Annotated in this window: 16 protein-coding genes; 12 read left to right on the top strand and 4 right to left on the bottom strand. The window is 67.5% G+C overall.

What is annotated here, in order from left to right; all coding sequences use genetic code 11:
* Positions 1-65 precede the first annotated feature (65 nt).
* Positions 66-1,190: a porin gene (locus EGT29_RS11855; protein WP_124689187.1), complete on the top strand. Its 1,125-nt coding sequence runs from the start codon at positions 66-68 to the stop codon at positions 1,188-1,190.
* Positions 1,191-1,286: 96 nt separating this feature from the next.
* Complete coding sequence (locus EGT29_RS11860) at positions 1,287-2,699, top strand: GntP family permease (RefSeq protein WP_124689188.1); 1,413 nt, start codon at positions 1,287-1,289, stop codon at positions 2,697-2,699.
* A gap of 9 nt (positions 2,700-2,708) precedes the next feature.
* Here the strand turns inward: EGT29_RS11860 and fhuE are convergent, their stop codons facing one another.
* The 3 genes from fhuE to EGT29_RS11875 all read right to left on the bottom strand — a co-directional run bounded on the left by fhuE (position 2,709) and on the right by EGT29_RS11875 (position 7,103).
* On the bottom strand, positions 2,709-4,892 hold the full coding sequence (fhuE, locus tag EGT29_RS11865) for a ferric-rhodotorulic acid/ferric-coprogen receptor FhuE (protein WP_124689189.1): 2,184 nt from the start codon (positions 4,890-4,892) through the stop codon (positions 2,709-2,711).
* A 130-nt stretch (positions 4,893-5,022) separates the two neighbouring features.
* Positions 5,023-6,237 carry a formyl-CoA transferase gene (locus EGT29_RS11870; protein ID WP_124689190.1) on the bottom strand — a complete coding sequence of 405 codons (1,215 nt, stop codon included), beginning with the start codon at positions 6,235-6,237 and terminating at the stop codon, positions 5,023-5,025.
* Between the two features lie 77 nt (positions 6,238-6,314).
* Positions 6,315-7,103, bottom strand: coding sequence for an alpha/beta fold hydrolase (locus tag EGT29_RS11875; protein ID WP_124689191.1), 789 nt, complete (start codon positions 7,101-7,103; stop codon positions 6,315-6,317).
* Between the two features lie 170 nt (positions 7,104-7,273).
* Here EGT29_RS11875 and EGT29_RS11880 point away from each other — a divergent pair, with 170 nt between their 5' ends.
* From EGT29_RS11880 to EGT29_RS11895, 4 genes are all read left to right on the top strand, one after another.
* Positions 7,274-8,131 (top strand): IclR family transcriptional regulator, encoded by an 858-nt coding sequence (locus EGT29_RS11880; RefSeq protein WP_161567798.1) that lies wholly within the window; start codon positions 7,274-7,276, stop codon positions 8,129-8,131.
* Between the two features lie 120 nt (positions 8,132-8,251).
* Positions 8,252-9,223, top strand: a complete 972-nt coding sequence (locus EGT29_RS11885; protein ID WP_124689193.1) for a tripartite tricarboxylate transporter substrate binding protein — start codon at positions 8,252-8,254, stop codon at positions 9,221-9,223.
* A gap of 19 nt (positions 9,224-9,242) precedes the next feature.
* Entirely contained in the window at positions 9,243-10,349 is a 1,107-nt protein-coding gene (locus tag EGT29_RS11890) for an LLM class flavin-dependent oxidoreductase (protein ID WP_238160378.1), read from the top strand.
* A 12-nt stretch (positions 10,350-10,361) separates the two neighbouring features.
* Positions 10,362-10,865 (top strand): flavin reductase family protein, encoded by a 504-nt coding sequence (locus tag EGT29_RS11895; protein ID WP_124689194.1) that lies wholly within the window; start codon positions 10,362-10,364, stop codon positions 10,863-10,865.
* 6 nt (positions 10,866-10,871) lie between these two features.
* Here EGT29_RS11895 and EGT29_RS11900 read toward each other — a convergent pair whose 3' ends face one another.
* Positions 10,872-11,927 carry a bifunctional transcriptional activator/DNA repair enzyme AdaA gene (locus EGT29_RS11900; RefSeq protein WP_124689195.1) on the bottom strand — a complete coding sequence of 352 codons (1,056 nt, stop codon included), beginning with the start codon at positions 11,925-11,927 and terminating at the stop codon, positions 10,872-10,874.
* A 161-nt stretch (positions 11,928-12,088) separates the two neighbouring features.
* On the opposite strand from EGT29_RS11900, the gene EGT29_RS11905 reads away from it, so the two are divergent.
* From EGT29_RS11905 to EGT29_RS11930, 6 genes are all read left to right on the top strand, one after another.
* Positions 12,089-12,490: a RidA family protein gene (locus EGT29_RS11905; RefSeq protein ID WP_124689196.1), complete on the top strand. Its 402-nt coding sequence runs from the start codon at positions 12,089-12,091 to the stop codon at positions 12,488-12,490.
* 2 nt (positions 12,491-12,492) lie between these two features.
* Entirely contained in the window at positions 12,493-13,449 is a 957-nt protein-coding gene (locus tag EGT29_RS11910; RefSeq protein WP_124689197.1) for a tripartite tricarboxylate transporter substrate binding protein, read from the top strand.
* Positions 13,450-13,512: 63 nt separating this feature from the next.
* Positions 13,513-14,199: a GntR family transcriptional regulator gene (locus tag EGT29_RS11915; RefSeq protein WP_124689198.1), complete on the top strand. Its 687-nt coding sequence runs from the start codon at positions 13,513-13,515 to the stop codon at positions 14,197-14,199.
* A gap of 77 nt (positions 14,200-14,276) precedes the next feature.
* A complete protein-coding gene (locus EGT29_RS11920) occupies positions 14,277-14,423 on the top strand; it encodes a hypothetical protein (RefSeq protein ID WP_192901811.1) in 147 nt (48 codons plus the stop codon).
* A gap of 22 nt (positions 14,424-14,445) precedes the next feature.
* Positions 14,446-15,168 (top strand): PAS domain S-box protein, encoded by a 723-nt coding sequence (locus EGT29_RS11925; protein WP_238160379.1) that lies wholly within the window; start codon positions 14,446-14,448, stop codon positions 15,166-15,168.
* 105 nt (positions 15,169-15,273) lie between these two features.
* Positions 15,274-15,990 (top strand): DUF3348 domain-containing protein, encoded by a 717-nt coding sequence (locus EGT29_RS11930; RefSeq protein WP_124689199.1) that lies wholly within the window; start codon positions 15,274-15,276, stop codon positions 15,988-15,990.
* Positions 15,991-15,992 lie beyond the last annotated feature (2 nt).

A 15,992-nucleotide genomic window follows, 5' to 3' on the forward strand; every position in this document is an offset into this window, starting at 1 on the left:
ACGGCAACGACGAGTAGTCCCCTCGGGCGGGCCTGCCCGATATCCTCCTTTCCTCAGGAACGACCATGAAACTCGGACTTTCAGGGGGGCTCGCGCTCGCCCTCGTTTCCCTGCCTTGCCTGGCCCAGTCGCCCGCCGGCAACGTGACGCTGTACGGCGCCATCGATACCGGCGTCGAATACATCACCCATGCCAGCGCGAGCGGCGGATCGGGCGTGCGCATGCCCACGCTGACCGGTGGGCAGCTGCCGTCGCGCTGGGGCCTGCGCGGCAACGAAGACCTCGGCAACGGCTGGCGCGGCATCTTCAACCTGGAAAGCGGCTTCTTCGCCGACTCGGGTTCGTCCGGCCAGGCGGGCCGCCTGTTCGGGCGCACCGCGATCGTCGGCGTCGAGGGGCCGTGGGGCAGCTTCACGCTGGGGCGCCAGTCGACCATGCTGACCTGGTCGCTGATGGATGCCGACGTGATCGGACCGTCGGTGTTCAGCATGGCGAGCTTCGACAGCTACATCCCCAACGCGCGCGCCGACAACTCGCTGGCCTACCGCGGCAGGTTCGGCGGCCTGACCGTGGGCGCGACCTATTCCCTGGGCCGCGATACCTCCGCCGCGGGCAATTGCGGCGGCGAGCGCCCCGGAGACGCGCAGGCGTGCCGCGGATGGTCGGGGCTGCTGAAGTACGACGGCGGCGGCTGGGGCGTGGCGGCCGTCATCGACGAACAGCGCGGCGGTCCCGGCGCCGCCCCGGCGGTGGTGGTGCCGGGCGTGGCCGGCGTCGCGATCGCGTCGTCGGACAGCCGCGACCGGCGCTACATGGCCAACGGCTACGTGCACATCGCCGACCTGAAACTGGGCGCCGGCTGGATGCACCGCCGCATCGAAGGCAGCGCCGCCGATGTCTCGACCAACCTGTATTTCGTGGGCGCGACCTATCCGATAGGAAGCTGGACCCTGAACGCGCAGGCCTCGCGCATGATCGCCAACGCCTACCAGGCCAAGGGCACGATGCTGGTCGGCCGCGCCAGCTACAGCTTCTCGAAGCGGACCGCCGCCTATGCCATGCTGGCGCATATGGGCAATAGCGGTGCGGGAGCGGTGTTCTCGGTGTCCAGCAGCAGCATCGTGCCGTGGTCGCCCAAGGCGGGGCAGGGGCAGATGGGGGTGATGGTGGGGTTGCGGCACTCGTTCTAGCGGTCCAGGCCGGGGGCGCGGGCCCGGCGTGGACCGGAAACTGTCGTGTCGGCATGAGATGATGGGGCTTTGCCATGCCTTGCCCCAAGGAGTCCCATGACCAGCACGCTCGCCATCGTCGTTTCCCTGGCGCTGTTGATGTACCTGGCCTATCGCGGCGTTACCGTGCTGCTGCTGGCGCCGCTGATGGGCGCGCTGGCGGTGGTGCTGTCGGGCGACGCCGCGCTGCTGCTGCCCATTTATACCGGCACCTTCATGACCGCCCTGAGCGGCTACGTGCTGCAGTTCCTGCCCATTTTCCTGCTGGGTTCCCTGTTCGGCCAATTGATGGCCGACTCGGGGGCGGCCAATACGCTGTCGCGCTGGATCGTGGCCAGCGTGGGCGAGAAGCACGCCATCGTCACCGTGGTGCTGGCCTGCGCGCTGCTGACCTATGGCGGCGTGTCGCTGTTCGTCGTGGCCTTCGCGATCTATCCGGTCGCGGTCGACCTGTTCAAGGCGGCGCGGATACCCAAGCGGCTGATTCCCGCCACGATCGCGCTGGGGGCCTTCACGTTCACCATGACGGCCTTGCCCGGCACGCCCGCCATCCAGAACGCGATTCCCATCCCGTACTTCGGCACCAACGTCTTCGCGGCGCCCGGGCTGGGCATCATCGCGGCCGCGATCATGTTCGGCGGCGGCACCTGGTGGCTGCGCCGCCGCGCCGCTTCCGCCCGGGCCGCGGGTGAAGGCTACGGCGACCACGACGACGCGGAGGAGGGCGCGCCCACCGACGGCAGCGGGGAGCAGGATGCCCGGTGGTCGATCATGCCTGTGCCGCTGGCCTTGCTGCCGCTGCTGCTGGTGGTCGGGATCAACGCCCTGTTCACCTACGTGGTGTTCCCGGCGGTGGATTTCTCGTTCCTGGCCCGGCGCTTCCCCGACCTGGCACCGCAAAAGATCGTCGGCCTGTGGGCGTTGATCATCGCGCTGGCCACGGCCTGCACGGTGCTGGTGCTGCTGCGGCTCAAGCACTGGAACAACCTGAAGAACACCATCAACCAGGGCGTGTTCGGTTTCATGCTGCCGCTGTTCAACACGGCTTCCGAAGTGGGCTACGGCGCGATCATCGCGGGCCTGGCGGGGTTCGCCATCATCCGCGACGCGGTGTTGAACGTGGCGCCCGGCAACCCGCTGATTTCCGAGGCGGTGGCGATGAACGTGCTGGCTGGCATCACGGGTTCGTCCTCGGGCGGCCTGAGCATCGCCTTGCAGACGCTGGGCCAGGACTACCTGCGCATGGCCCACGAGGCGGGCATCAGCGCCGAGCTGATGCACCGCGTGGCCGTGATGGCCGCCGGCGGCATGGACACCTTGCCGCACTGCGGCGCCATCATCACGCTGCTGGCCATCTGCAAGCTGACGCACCGGCAGTCGTATGGAGACATCGCCGCCGTGACGATCCTCTTTCCGCTGCCGGCGCTGGCCCTGGTCATCGCGCTGGGCACGATGTTCGGCGGGTTCTGAGGCGGGCGTTCAGAACTTGTACTTCAGGCTGACCGTGACGTTGCGCGGCGCGCCGTAGGTCAGCTGGCTGTAGGCCGCGAACATGCCGTAGTACTTCTTGTCGAACAGGTTGTTGATGTTCAGCTGCGCGGTCATCTGCTTGTTGATCTCGTAGCGTGCCATCAGGCCGACCAGGGCGTAGTCCTTCTGTTCGACCTTCTCGACCACGCCCAGCGGGTTGGTGGCATGCGTGTAGGTCTTGCCCTGCCAGCTCAGGCCGCCGCCCAACGTCAGCCCGCTCCATGCGCCGGGCAGGCGGTAGGTGGTGAAGAGGCGGAACAGCCGGCGCGGATACAGGCTGTTCACGTCCGTGCCGTCGGCGGCCTTGGCCCGGAAGTGCGTGTAGCCGGCGCTCAGGTTCCAGTTGGGAGCCAGTTCGCCCGCGACTTCCAGCTCGAAGCCCTTGCTGGTCGCGCCGTCCACGGCGCGGTAGGCCGTTTCCGGCGGGTTGGTTCCGGGCACCGTGTCCGTGGTCTGCTGTGCCAGGTTGTTCTGCTTGATGTGGAACACGGACGCGGACGCGTTCACCCGGCCATTCAGGAACTCGCCCTTGATGCCGGTTTCCATGGCCTTGCCCTTGACGGGATCGAGATAGCGCCCGGTGACGTCGCGCGCGTTCTGGGGCAGGAAGATGTTGGTGTAGCTGGCGTAGAGCGAGTACGTGTCGTTCAGGTCGTAGATCACGCCGGCGTAGGGCGTCACTTCGTTGTCGCTCTTGACCTCGTAGGCGCCGCTGTAGGCCACGTCGCCTTTCTTGCGGTAGTCGGTGACCCGGGCCCCGACGATCACCTTGAGCGGATCGGTCACGTTGAAGCGCGCGACGCCGTACAGCGCCTGCTGCGTGGTGGTGCCGTTCTCGTAGAAGGTGGGGGCGCCCCAGACGGGTTCCGGGAAGGAGCCGTTCCAGGCGTTGAAATCCGGCGCGAGGCCGCCGGCCGGCGTGGCCGCCCGCGCATCGGCGTTGAACTTCTGGTTGGCGTAGACGTAGCCGAAGGCCAGTTGGTGCTTGCGGCCCAGCAGTTCGAACGGGCCGTCGGCCTGTACCGCCACGTCGTCCTGGGTCGTCTTGACGTCATAGGAACCGGCGAAGGTGGTCATGCCCAGGCCGGTCGTCCGATCGGGCGCGCCCGACAGGTACAGCAGGTAGGAGTCGGCCTTGCGTTCGCTGCGGTTATAGCTGAGCTTGACCCGCCAGTCGTTGTCGAATCGGTGCTGGAGCGAGGCGAAATAGGTCTGGTAGGTGGTGTTCCAGCGCGTCCAGTCGGCCGCCGCGCTCTTGGATCGGTCCCAGTTCGTGGGCGTGCCGTCGCTGTACCACAGCGGCAGGCCGCCCCACATCGGGCCGCGCGCCTTGCCCTTCTGGTAGCTCAGGCCCGCCGTCAGCAGGGTGTTGCTGGTCAGGTCGGCTTCCAGCGTGGCGAACAGCGTCTGGTTCTTGTTGCTGAGCCGATCGGCCCAGCTGTCGCGTTCCGCGTGTTCGCCCACGACACGCAGCCGCACCGTCTTGGCCGTGTTGACCGGGGTGGACAGGTCGACCATGCCGCGGCGCTGGTTCCAGCTGCCCAGGTCCAGTTCCGCGGCGCCGGTGAATTCCTTGCTGCTGGCCCGCTTGCGGACCATGTTGACGGCCGCGGAGGGATTGCCCGAGCCGGTGGTCAGCCCGGTCGCGCCGCGCACGATTTCCACCCGGTCGTAGGTGACCAGGCTGCTGAAGATCTCGCCCGAGCTCCAGGGCTGGTCCCAGGTGGTCGGCACGCCGTCGATCATCAAGGCATTGATGTCGAAGCCACGCGCGTTGAACTGGGCGCGATGCGTCTCGTACTGGTTCACCGAGACGCCCGTGGTGTTGTTCAGCACGTCCGTGATGGTCTGCAACCGCTGGTCTTCGAAACGCTGCTGCGTGACCACCGTCACGGACTGGGGCGTGTCGCGCAGGCTCAGGCCCAGCGGGGTGGCGGTGCGGGAGGGGCCCGTCGTGGTGTATGACCCGGTGCCTTCGGTGGTGGCGGAGTCCTCGCCCTCGGGGGCGGCGTTCACCGTGATTGCCGGCAACACGGCCGGAGTTTCCTGCGCCAGGGTGGACAGGGGCAGGGCTGCGGCGATGCACAGGCTGAGCTGCTTGAGTCGAACGGGTACGGCTGGGCGGGCTGCCATTTTCTCCCTCGTGATGGTCGGTTTGAGTCCCCTAATTTATTGAATAATAATTGTTTTCATTTGTACTTATGTTTACTTTTTGTTCGAATGTTTGCTGAAGGCAACAGTCTGGCGCCGGAGAAGAGCGCTGCTAGCCGATGACGCGCCGTTCCCGCAGCGCCTGGATCGCGGCGTCGTCCAGTTCCGCGAGGCCGTGCAGGACCGCGTCCGTATGCTCGCCCAGGTAGGGCGCGCGCACGATGTCCACGTGCGAGCCGGACAGCCGGATGGGCATGCCGACGGTGGCCCAGGGGCCGCGCCGGGCGTCGTCGATGTGCACGTACATGCCGCGCTGCCGGACGTGGCCGTTGGCGGCCAGCTCGCCCGTGCCCAGCACGGGGCCGCAGGCGACGCCCAGCTTCGTCAGGGCCTCGAACATGTCCGTCTTCGTGTGGCGCCGGGTGACGGACTCGATGCGGGCCCAGAGCGCGCCCTGGTTGCGCTGCCTGGCGGCCGCCGTGGCGAAGCGCGGATCGCGCGCCAGCGCCTCGCCGCCCAGGAAGCGGGCCAGGGGTTCCCAGGTCGTGTCCTGCAGGACGATGTAGAGATAGTCGTTGGGGCCCTCGGGCTTGCACCGGACGGTGTTGCCCGGCAAGGCGCCGCCGGAATGATTGCCGGCGCGGGGCAGGTCGCCGCCGGCATCCTGCTCGTGGGTCAGCCGCTGGTGGTCGCGCCACTTGACGCGGCCCAGGTTCATGACCGCATCCATCATGGCGCATTCGACCCGCTGGCCCAGGCCCGTGCGCGTGCGCTGGTGCAGGGCGGCCAGCAGGCCGACGGCCAGGTGCAGCCCGGTGCCCGAGTCGCCGATCTGCGCGCCGCTGACGGTGGGCGGGCCGTCGGCCGTGCCGGTCACGCTCATCGCGCCGCCCATGGCCTGGGCGATGTTCTCGTAGGCCTTCAGGTCCTTGTAGGGGCCGGTGTCGCCGAAGCCCTTGATGGAGCCGACGATCAGCCCGGGTTGCGCGGCATGCAGGGTCTCCCAGCCCAGCCCGAGCCTGTCCATGACGCCTGGCGCGAAGTTCTCGACCAGCACGTCGCAGCGCCGGGCCAGCCGCAGCAGCAGCGCCACGCCTTCGGCCTGCCTGAGGTCGATCACCACGGATTGCTTGTTGCAGTTGAGCATCGAGAAATACAGGCTGTCGATGCCGTCGGCGTGCCGCAGGTGGTGGCGGGTGATGTCGCCCTGCGGCGGTTCGACCTTGATGACCTCGGCGCCCAGCCACGCCAGCAATTGGGTCGCGCTCGGGCCGGCCTGGACATGAGTCAGGTCGAGTATCCGGACGCCATGCAGCGATGTCTCCATTCTGGAATCCTTATCCATGGGCCGGGCGAAAAAAAACAGGCCGCGGCCTGTTCGGAGTGTATGGCAGGGCGGTTCGCCTAGCGCGATCCGGTGTAGCGCTCGACGTGTTCGACGAAGCGGGCGGGATCCTCGATCATGGGGAAGTGTCCACAGCCTTCCATGATGGACAGGCGGTCGGGCGGCAGGGCCTGGCGCAGCGCATCGAGACTGTCGCCCACCGGGCCTTTCGAGCCCAGGATCGCGTAAGTGGGGACCTGGGAACGGGCCAGCCCTTGCGGCGCGTCGTACTCGCGCAGGGCCCACATGGCGTCCATCATGGCATGCGCGCCGGCCTTGCTGCGATCGATGTTCCAACGCTGGTGCAGCTCAGGTGTCAGGTTGCCGAGGCGGGCGGCCACGTTGTCGAAGGTCTGGATGGGCAGCGCGAAATTGCTTTCCACGTAGGCCCAGCGGTCCGCCCAGGCCTGGGCCGAGCGGATGGGCGTCTCGACCAGGATGACGGCGCGCATCCGCTGCGCATGGTGTTCGGCCAGGGCCAGGCAGATGACGCCGCCTATGGAGGTTCCGAGCACGGTGGCCTGGGCCAGACCGTGCTCGTCCATGAAGGCGGCCACGGCGCGGGCATACATGGGATAGGTCCAGTGATGGACGAGCGGATCGGAGTCCCCCTGGCCGGGCAGGTCGATGGCGTATACGTGGTGGCGCCGGGCCAGGTCCTCGATCACGAACTGGAACTCGAAGACGGAGCTGCCGTTGCTGTGCAGGAGGATCAAGGGCTCCCCCTGGCCGGCCTCGACGTAGTGCAGCCGCGTGTTCCCCAGTGCGGTGAAGCCTTCCTTCCATCGCGGATCCGAACTTCCAACCATGTCTGTCCCTGCTCCAGGTTCTTGCCCGCCGGATGCCGGCGGGACGGGTTCATCGTGCGGCCAGTCTAGCGAGCGGGGTCTGGCGCCATCAACGGCGTCACGGGCGATTTCCCGCGGTCCCGACGAATATTCCGTATCATGGAAATATTTTTCAAGTTAGACCGCGAGAGATGGCCACGACAAGATCGACGGCGCGCATGGAAGGCGCGCAAAGCACCACGCGCGCCGCATTGCTGCTGCGGACGCTGGCGACCTTCGGATCCATGGGAGCGCCGCTGATGGACATCAGCCGGCTGACCGACCTGCCCAAGGCCACGGTGCATCGCCTGCTCGCGGCCATGGTGGACGAGCGCCTGGTCGAGCGTCCGGCGGGCACGCGCAACTACCGGCTGGGGCCGGACGTCTTCGCCTTCGGCATCGCCGTGCGTTCCTGCTTCGACCTGCAGCCGCTGGCCGGGGCGTCCCTGGCGCGCCTGGCCGAGGGGACGGGCACCGCGGCGTACCTGGGCGTGCGCAGCGGCTACGACATGCTGTGCCTGGACAAGCACGTGGCCGTGGCCGACGAGGCCGGCCTGCTGCTGGAGGTGAACGACCGCTGGCCGCTGGGCATAGGCTCGTTCAGCCTGGCCGTGCTGGCCTTCCTGCCCGAGCCGGAAATCCAGGACGTCATCGGCTTCAACCGCCGCCGCGTCCGCCCGGAGGACACCCTGACCTTCGAGCATATCGCCGAGTCCATCCTGAAGACCCGCCGCAACGGCTACGCCCGGCGCACGATGCGTTCGTACAAGGGCAACGCGGGCGTGGCGGTGCCGATACTGGACGAGCGGAACTATCCCATCGGTTCCTTGTGCGCGGTGGCCGAGGCCAGCCGGATGAAGGGGGGCTACCTGCAGGAACTGGTGGGCAGGCTGCGGCACGAGGCCGCGCTGATCGCCAAGCTGTACGAAAGCGCGCGCCTGCAACAGCAGCAGGAAGAGAAATGGCGCGTGGCGGTGCGCGGGTCGGGTTCGCGGCACCTGCTGGGGTAGGCCGCTCCCGGGGCTGTCCGGGCGTTTTTCATGAATTCCATAACATGGAACTTTGACCGTTCTTGTGCTTGATCCTCCTGCCTATACTGGCGTCAATCAAAACGACAGGAGGAGACCACCATGTCCGTGCACCGCTGGCTGGCGGGATCGATGCTGGCCATCGCGGCATTCGCCGCGCCCTGGGCCGCGCATGCCAACGACACCTACCCGGACCGCCCCGTGCGCCTCGTCGTGCCATTCGCGCCCGGCGGCTCCAGCGACATCGTCGGACGCGTGTTCGGCGAATACCTGCAGAAGAAGACGGGGCAGCCCGTGGTGGTCGAGAACCGCGCTGGCGCCAACGGCATCATCGGCACGCGCTACGTGAAGGAAGCGGCGCCCGACGGCTATACGCTGGAACTCAGCACCAACACCACGCACGCCGCCAACGTCAGCCTGTACAAACAACTTCCCTACGACGCGATGGCCGATTTTGAGCACATCGCGCCCTTCGGCCTCTCGGCTTCCGTGGCCATGGTCAGCAAGGAATCGGGCATCACCTCCGTCCGCCAGTTGGCGGACCATGCCAAGGCGCATCCCGACAAGGCCTTCTTCGGCTACTACAACTCGGCTTCGCAGATGTCGGGTGAACTGTTCCGGCTGAAGTCCGGCGCACCGCTCAAGGGCGTGTCCTACAAATCCATCGGCAACGCCACCTCGGACCTGCTGGGCGGCCACATCCAGGTGATCTTCATGGAGTACCTGCCGGCGGTCGGCCAGATCCCGGGCGGCAAGCTGGTGCCGCTGGGCGTGACCGCCAGCAAGCGCTACGGCGCCTGGCCCGACGTGCCCACCATCGCCGAGACCTACCCGGGATACGAACTCGACTTCCACCTGGGACTGGTGGCGCCCAAGGGCACGCCCGCGCCCATCCTGGCCAAGCTGCACGCCTGGATGGACGAGGCCGCCCACGACCCGGCCTTCGTCGCCAAGCTGAACGAACTGGGCATGGAGCCGCTGCCCATGAGCCGGCAGGAATACGTGCGCTTCTCGCGCGAAAAGATCGACTACTGGGCCCGCCAGGTCAAGGCCGCCGGCGTGCCGCCGCAATGACACCGCAACGAGATAGGACATGGACATGCGCCTGGGTTACTTCACGATGCCGCTGCATCCCCTGCATCGCAACCCCACCGAGACCCTGCAGGAAGACCGCGAAGCCATCATCCTGGCCGACAGGCTGGGTTTCCACGACGCCTTCGTGGGCGAACACCTGACCGACCAGGCCGAGAACGTCACCAACAGCCTGCTGTTCCTGGCGACCCTGATCCCGGTCACTACCCAGATCAAGCTCGCCTCCGGCACCTCGAACCTGTCGCACTCGCACCCCACGCTGCTGGCCGCCCAGGCGGCCATGTTCGACCACCTGGCCAAGGGCCGCTTCATCTTCGGCATCAGCCCCGGCGCGCTGGCCTCCGACGCCGAGGCGCTCGGTATCCTGGACCAGGACCGCAACCGCCTGTTCGCCGAAGCCATCGACGTCATCCTGGCCATCTGGGAAAAGAACGCGCCCTACGACATCGACCTGCCCGACAACCGCTACAAGGTCACCACGGCCACCACCTCCGCCTTCGAGATCGGCCGCGGCATCATGCCCAAGCCCTACCAGCGGCCGTATCCCGAGATCGTCGGCACCGTGGTGGCGCCGTTCTCCAAGGGCGTCGTCGCCATGGGCCGGCGCGACTTCCATCCGATGTCGGCCAACTTCCTGCTGGCGCACTGGCTGCGCAGCCATTGGGACAACTACGCCGAAGGCAAGCGCTCGGTGGGCGTGGAACCCGACGTGGCCGACTGGCGCATCGCCCGGACCATCTTCGTGGCCGACGACGACGCCACGGCGCAGGCCTACGGCAAGCGCGACGCCAACAGCCCCTACCGGTACTACTACAAGCAGATGCTGACCAAGATGAAGATGTCCAACCGGCACGTCATCTTCAAGAAGCACCGCGACGAGGACGACAGCGCCGTCACCCTGGACCGGCTGGTCGACGAACTGGTGATCGCCGGCACGGTGGACGAAGTCGTGGACCAGATCCTGGCGCTGCGCGAGACCGCGGGCGACTTCGGCGAAATCGTCTACGCCGGGATGGACATGGTGGACAAGGCCATGGCCTATCGCTCCATGGAACTGATGGCCACCCAGGTCATGCCCCGGGTCAACGCCGCCATCGGCGGCCGCTAGCGGGAGCCGGCCATGGCGCTGAGCGCGGAAGAATTCCGGCGGATGATGCGGCGCTACCCGGCCGCCGTCACCGTCATCACCACCGGCCAGGCGCCCGACCGGGCCGGCATGACGGCCACCGCGGTGATGTCGCTGTCCATGGAGCCGGTGCAACTGGTGTGCGCCATCAACCGGTCCACCTATACACACGAGCGGCTGGTGCGGCATGGCCGGTTCTGTGTGAATGTGCTGGAGCGCGGGCAGATCCAGGTAGCCAAGCGGTTCGCGGGGCAGGGGGGCATGGCGGGAGAAGCCCGATTCGGCGCGGACGACTGGACGAGCGCGCCGTCGGGCGTGCCCATGCTCAAGGGCGCGGTGCTGGCCTTCGATTGTGCCCTGGTGCGGAGCATGGAGGCGGGCACGCACACCCTGATCGTGGGGGAGGTGGAGGCGGGTTGCCGCAGCGGTGAGTTGCAGCCGCTGCTGTATGTGGACGGAGGCTGGGCAGGGATCGAGCCGGTGGCGGAACTGGGCTGACGCGGGCTATCCCCCGCGCGCATGCCGCTGTTCGTGCTCCAGCAGCCACTGCTTGCGGGCCAGGCCGCCGCCGTAGCCCGTCAATGCTCCATCCTTGCCCACGACCCGGTGGCAAGGCACGACGATCGCCACCCGGTTGGCGCCATTGGCGCCGGCCACCGCGCGCACGGCCTGCGGCTTGCCCAGTTTCTGCGCCTGGTCGGCGTAGCTGGCGGTGCGGCCATAGGGAATGGCTTGCAGCGCCTGCCACACCGACTGTTGGAACTCGCTGCCCGGTGTGTCCAGCACCAGATCGAACCCCTGTCGCGTGCCCGCGAAGTACTCGCCGATCTCGCGCTCGGCCTGCCGCGTATGTGCGTTTTCTCCCGCCAGGATGCGCGCCCGCAGCAGCCTTTGCAGATCCTTGAACTCGGTCTCCAGCATCCGGCGGTCGACGAACTCCAGCAGGCAGACGCCGCGCTCGCTGGCGCAGGCGAACATCGGCCCCAGCGGCGTGGTGAAGCGATGGATGAGCAGCACGCGCGCCTCGGCCGTGGGCGCGCCGCCGGTCAGCTTCTTGACGGTGTAGCCAAAGCCGCTAAGCGAGTCGTAGCCGTTGTCCAGCGCGGCGTCCGTCGCACGGCGCCCGGTCTTCAATTCCTCCAGCGCCGTATTGATGCGCAGCGAACGCTGGAACGCCTGGAAGCTCATGCGGTGGTGCTGCTGGAACCAGCGCCGGATGCGCTCGGGACTCAGCCCGCGCTGCCTGAGCTGCCAATCGCTCAGCCGCTCCTTGGGGTGCTGGCGCACCCAGTCGACGGCCTGGGCCACTTCCGGCGGCGCGGCATGGGCGTTCTCGGTCGGCCGGCATACCTTGCACGGCCGGTAGCCGGCGTCCAGCGCTTCCTTGAAGTCGGTGTAGAACACCACGTTCTCGCGCTTGGGCTTGCGTGCCCGGCAGGTGGCGATGCAGAACACGCCGGTGGTTCTTACGCCGACGTAGAAGATGCCGACGTGATCGGCGGCGCGGTCGAGCAGGGCGCGGTAGTAGGTGTCGATTTGCCGGTGGTCGGTGATCAGCATGGTCGGAGGCGGCTTGTCTGGACAGGGGGCCAGTATGGGTTTCGCCCTGGCGCGCTACAACCGAAAAATGGACGAGTATTTCCCACCAAGACGATTGCTTTCGAGTTCCTTTTGTGGGACCCTTGTGAAATATCACAAACATTTCACACGGAGAGCCCTCCATGCCCCGCAAGCAACGCATCACCACCCCTCACGTCGCCGAAGCCGCTCCCGGCCTCTGGTCCAACTGCCTGCAAGTGGGCGACACCCTCTATCTGTCGGGCCTGACCTCCCGCGCCAACGACGGCGACACCATCCAGGGCAGCGACGAATACGAGCAGTCGCAGTTCATCTTCGCCAAGATCAAGCACCTGGTGGAAGCGGCCGGCGGCAAGATCGACGACGTGGTCACGCTGACGGTGTTCGTGACGCGCATGTCGGGCAACCAGGGGGTCTGGAAGGCGCGCCGCGAGTTCTTCACGGGCGATTTCCCGGCCTGCGCGCTGGTGGAGGTGAAGGGGCTGGCCAAGCCGGAAATCCTGGTCGAGATCCAGGGCCAGGCCAGACTGGGCGCGGGGGGCTGATCATGAAGAAGCTCATGTTGGGCCTGGCGTTGTCGCTGGCATCCACCGCCCCGATGGCGCAGTCGTTTCCCTCGCAACCCCTGACGCTGATCGTGCCCTATGCCGCGGGCGGGTCGTCCGACGCCTTGGCGCGCGCGCTGGCCCAGGTGGTGGGCAAGGCGGCGGGGGTATCGGTGGTGGTGGAGAACCGTCCCGGCGGCGGCACGGTCATCGGTGCGCAGGCGCTGCTGGCCAAGCCGGCGGACGGGCAGACGGTGTTGATGATGGCGGCGAGCTTCGTCATCAATCCTTATCTGATCAAGAATCTGCCGTTCGATACGCGCAAGGATTTCCAGCCGGTGACGGCGCTGGCCTCGAATCCGCATGTGCTGGTCGTCTCGTCCAAGGTCCCCGCCCATGACCTGAAGGGGTTCATCGACTGGGCGAAGGCGCAGCAGGGCAAGGCGAGTTTCTCGTCCTTCGGCAATGGGTCGTCGGGCCATCTGGGCTTCGAGCTGTTCAAGCAGCGCGCGGGCATGGAGATGCTGCACGTGCCCTATAAGGGCTCGGCACCGGCCACGATGGCGGTGCTGTCGGGCGAGGTGGACGCGACGCTGGGCGACGTGGGCGTGGTGGCGCCGCACATCGCGGCGGGCAAGCTGAAGGCGCTGGCGGTGTCCGGGGCGAGCCGTTCGGCCGCGCTGCCGGGGGTGCCGACTTTTGCCGAGGCGGGGCTGACAGGGTTCGCGTCGGAAACCTGGATGGGCTTGCTGACCCGCGCCGGCGTGGCGCAGGATCGGGTGGACCGTCTGCATGACCTGTTCGCGCAGGCCTTGCAGGATCCGGAGGTGCGCAAGACGCTGCAGCAGCAGGGCATGGAGGCCAAGCCGTCGGCCCCGGCCGAGTTCGCGCGTTTCCTGCAGCAGCAGTCGGACCAGTACCGCGTCGCGGTGGAGAAGGCGGGACTCAAGCCGGAGTGAGCCGGGGCAGGGGGCCCGCGAGGCTACAATCGCGGGCGCACCCGCCACGCTTGACCATGCCGCATGCCCAGACCCTCGAAGACCTCGCGACCTGCCGCCGCCCGCGACGGCGATGAACACGCCAGCGGCTCGCCCTCGCTGGGCGAGCAGGCTTATGTTGCGGTCAAGCGGATGATCCTGTCGCACGAACTGCGGCCGGGCGAACACATCAACGTCGCGCAGTTGTGCCAGCGGCTGGACCTGGGGCGCAGTCCCATCCATCTGGCGACGCACCGGCTGGCCCGCGAGGGGCTGGTGGAGATCCTTCCGCGCAAGGGGCTGCTGGTCAAGGCCGAGACCCTGGATGGTTTCCTGGAGCTGATCGCCGCGCGCCAGTTGATCGAACCCTATCTGGCGGGGCTGGCGGTGGACCACATGCATCCCGAGATCGTCCAGCAGTTGCAGGAGCTGGTGGACGCCGGCTGGGAACGCTATCGGGCCAAGGACCACGCGGGCGGCATGGAGATCGACCGGCGCTTCCACCATCTGCTGTACGACACGGCGGACAACCGCACCTTGTCGGATTTCGCGGCGCTGCTGCTCGATCGTTCCATGCTGCTGTGGTTCCGCCCCAAGGTGGACGCGGGCGAGCGGGCGAACGTGGCGGAGCTGGAGGACCTGCTGGACTGTATCCGGCGCGGCGACCGCGCCGGAGCGGTGCGCACGATGGAAGCGCACGTGGGGTCGATCCGGCAGAAATACCTGGGTTGAATTCTCCGTTTACCTTCCATTCATCTTTCTTGTAATGCAAAATTGCATTGCAATGACTGGGTAACTGGAGGTAAGCCATGGGCAGATTGACGGTGACCGCCCCGGGGCCGTCCTTCGGACAATTGCGCGGCATTCTGAAAGGCAAGACCAACGGCGCCAAGCTAAGCATCGAGGACATCAACGCTGCGATAGCGGAAGGCGCCATGAAGGCCGACGGGCCATGAAAGTCACCGCCGATACGTACCTTTGACGAACAATCGCCCGAACGACCCGATGGCCAAGCTGCCGCCCGCCGAAGTCCTGGACCTGCTGCTCGACGCCATCTGCGTCGTGGACCATGACGGCCGTTTCCTGTCCATTACCGGGGCGGGCGAGGGCATCTTCGGCTACAAGCCCGAGGAAATGGTGGGGCGGCGCATGATCGAGTTCGTCCATCCCGATGACCGCGCGCGTACGCTGCACGCGGTGGAGCGGATCGAGGCCGGCTATCTCCAGCGTTATTTCGAGAACCGCTATGTCCGCAAGGACGGCAGCGTGGCCCACATCATGTGGTCGGCGCGCCTGTCGGACGACAAGGCGCATCGCGTGGCGGTGGCCCGCGACATTTCCGCCCGCGACGACGTGCTGCCGGACGAGCGCCTGCAGCCGGCCGGGATGGCCGACGAGACATGGCGGCTGTCCTCGGCGCCGCCCAGCCTGACGCCTCCCGGCTTCGCGCCGATCCCGCTGTCGGGACAGGACTATCGCGTGCTGCGCGCCCTGGCCGACGGCACCGGCGAATGCGTGACGCGCAAGGCCATCGTGCAGGCGCTGGGCGAGAATTTCCTGGATTACGACCAGCGTCGCCTGGATACGCAGATGCGCCGCCTGCGGCGCAAGGTGGAACAGGCGTGCGGGCTGGAGCTGCCGGTGGCGACGGTGCGCAGCCAGGGGTTCAAGGTCTACCGGAAGATCGAAGCGGCCGACTAGGGCCGGCTCTGTCAATGCAGATGTAACCACTTCTATTCCCGTTGCCCCAGGCGGGTTGGGGGGCGGCCAGCCGTGTAAACTTCCGGCTTTTGCCCGTCCGGTCCCATGGCGCACATGTCCGGGCGCACAGGCGCCAGCGGCCCGGCTTTCGTCCGCCTGCTTGCCCGCCTGGCGCACGCCCACGTTCCCACCCCCCGGCAGCCGCTTGCCGACCGGCTGAGCCTGTGGCTCGGCTGGACCGATGCCATCGCGCTGTCCGCGGTATTGAGCGGCAACGCGAAAGCGGCGCCCGCCAGCATGCCCGCCAGCGATACGGCCGCGCGGGAGGATAGCGCGCGGGTGCGGGACGAACTGGCCCTGGCCATCGAGCGGGACCGGGTGCTGCGCCCCGTGCGCAGCCGCCACCGGCGCGATCCCGCGCTGCTGGTCGATCCGGACGACGACACCGATTTTTCCCGCTACCGCCAGCGCTGCCTGGCCAAGCAGCAGCAGATGGAGACCGGCATCGCGGCCCTGCGTGGCCGCCTGCGGGCCATGCTGGCCGCCGGCTCGCCCGAGATGGCGCGGCTGGCCGCGGTGGACGCGGTCATGGAGCGGGTGCTGGGCACGCAGGAGCGCAATCTGCTGGCCTCGGTGCCCGGCCTGCTGGAAGGCCATTTCCTGCGCCTGCGCAAGGCCGGCCAGGATCCCGCCAACAACGACAACGATCCCGGCCCCTGGCTGGACACCTTCCGCGCGGACATGCGGGGCGTCCTGCTGGCCGAGCTGGATTTCCGATTTCAACCGGTCGAGGGGCTGCTGGCGGCCCTTCGCGCAAGCTGATC

Origin of the sequence: Pigmentiphaga sp. H8 (assembly GCF_003854895.1) — a bacterium.
Classification (GTDB): domain Bacteria; phylum Pseudomonadota; class Gammaproteobacteria; order Burkholderiales; family Burkholderiaceae_B; genus Pigmentiphaga.

Coding starts and splice junctions, on each gene's coding strand:
- EGT29_RS11855 (WP_124689187.1), top strand. CDS start 66: ATGAAACTCGGACTTTCAGGGGGGCTCGCGCTCGCCCTCGTTTCCCTG.
- EGT29_RS11860 (WP_124689188.1), top strand. CDS start 1,287: ATGACCAGCACGCTCGCCATCGTCGTTTCCCTGGCGCTGTTGATGTAC.
- fhuE (WP_124689189.1), bottom strand. CDS start 4,892: ATGGCAGCCCGCCCAGCCGTACCCGTTCGACTCAAGCAGCTCAGCCTG.
- EGT29_RS11870 (WP_124689190.1), bottom strand. CDS start 6,237: ATGGAGACATCGCTGCATGGCGTCCGGATACTCGACCTGACTCATGTC.
- EGT29_RS11875 (WP_124689191.1), bottom strand. CDS start 7,103: ATGGTTGGAAGTTCGGATCCGCGATGGAAGGAAGGCTTCACCGCACTG.
- EGT29_RS11880 (WP_161567798.1), top strand. CDS start 7,274: ATGGCCACGACAAGATCGACGGCGCGCATGGAAGGCGCGCAAAGCACC.
- EGT29_RS11885 (WP_124689193.1), top strand. CDS start 8,252: ATGTCCGTGCACCGCTGGCTGGCGGGATCGATGCTGGCCATCGCGGCA.
- EGT29_RS11890 (WP_238160378.1), top strand. CDS start 9,243: ATGGACATGCGCCTGGGTTACTTCACGATGCCGCTGCATCCCCTGCAT.
- EGT29_RS11895 (WP_124689194.1), top strand. CDS start 10,362: ATGGCGCTGAGCGCGGAAGAATTCCGGCGGATGATGCGGCGCTACCCG.
- EGT29_RS11900 (WP_124689195.1), bottom strand. CDS start 11,927: ATGCTGATCACCGACCACCGGCAAATCGACACCTACTACCGCGCCCTG.
- EGT29_RS11905 (WP_124689196.1), top strand. CDS start 12,089: ATGCCCCGCAAGCAACGCATCACCACCCCTCACGTCGCCGAAGCCGCT.
- EGT29_RS11910 (WP_124689197.1), top strand. CDS start 12,493: ATGAAGAAGCTCATGTTGGGCCTGGCGTTGTCGCTGGCATCCACCGCC.
- EGT29_RS11915 (WP_124689198.1), top strand. CDS start 13,513: ATGCCCAGACCCTCGAAGACCTCGCGACCTGCCGCCGCCCGCGACGGC.
- EGT29_RS11920 (WP_192901811.1), top strand. CDS start 14,277: ATGGGCAGATTGACGGTGACCGCCCCGGGGCCGTCCTTCGGACAATTG.
- EGT29_RS11930 (WP_124689199.1), top strand. CDS start 15,274: ATGGCGCACATGTCCGGGCGCACAGGCGCCAGCGGCCCGGCTTTCGTC.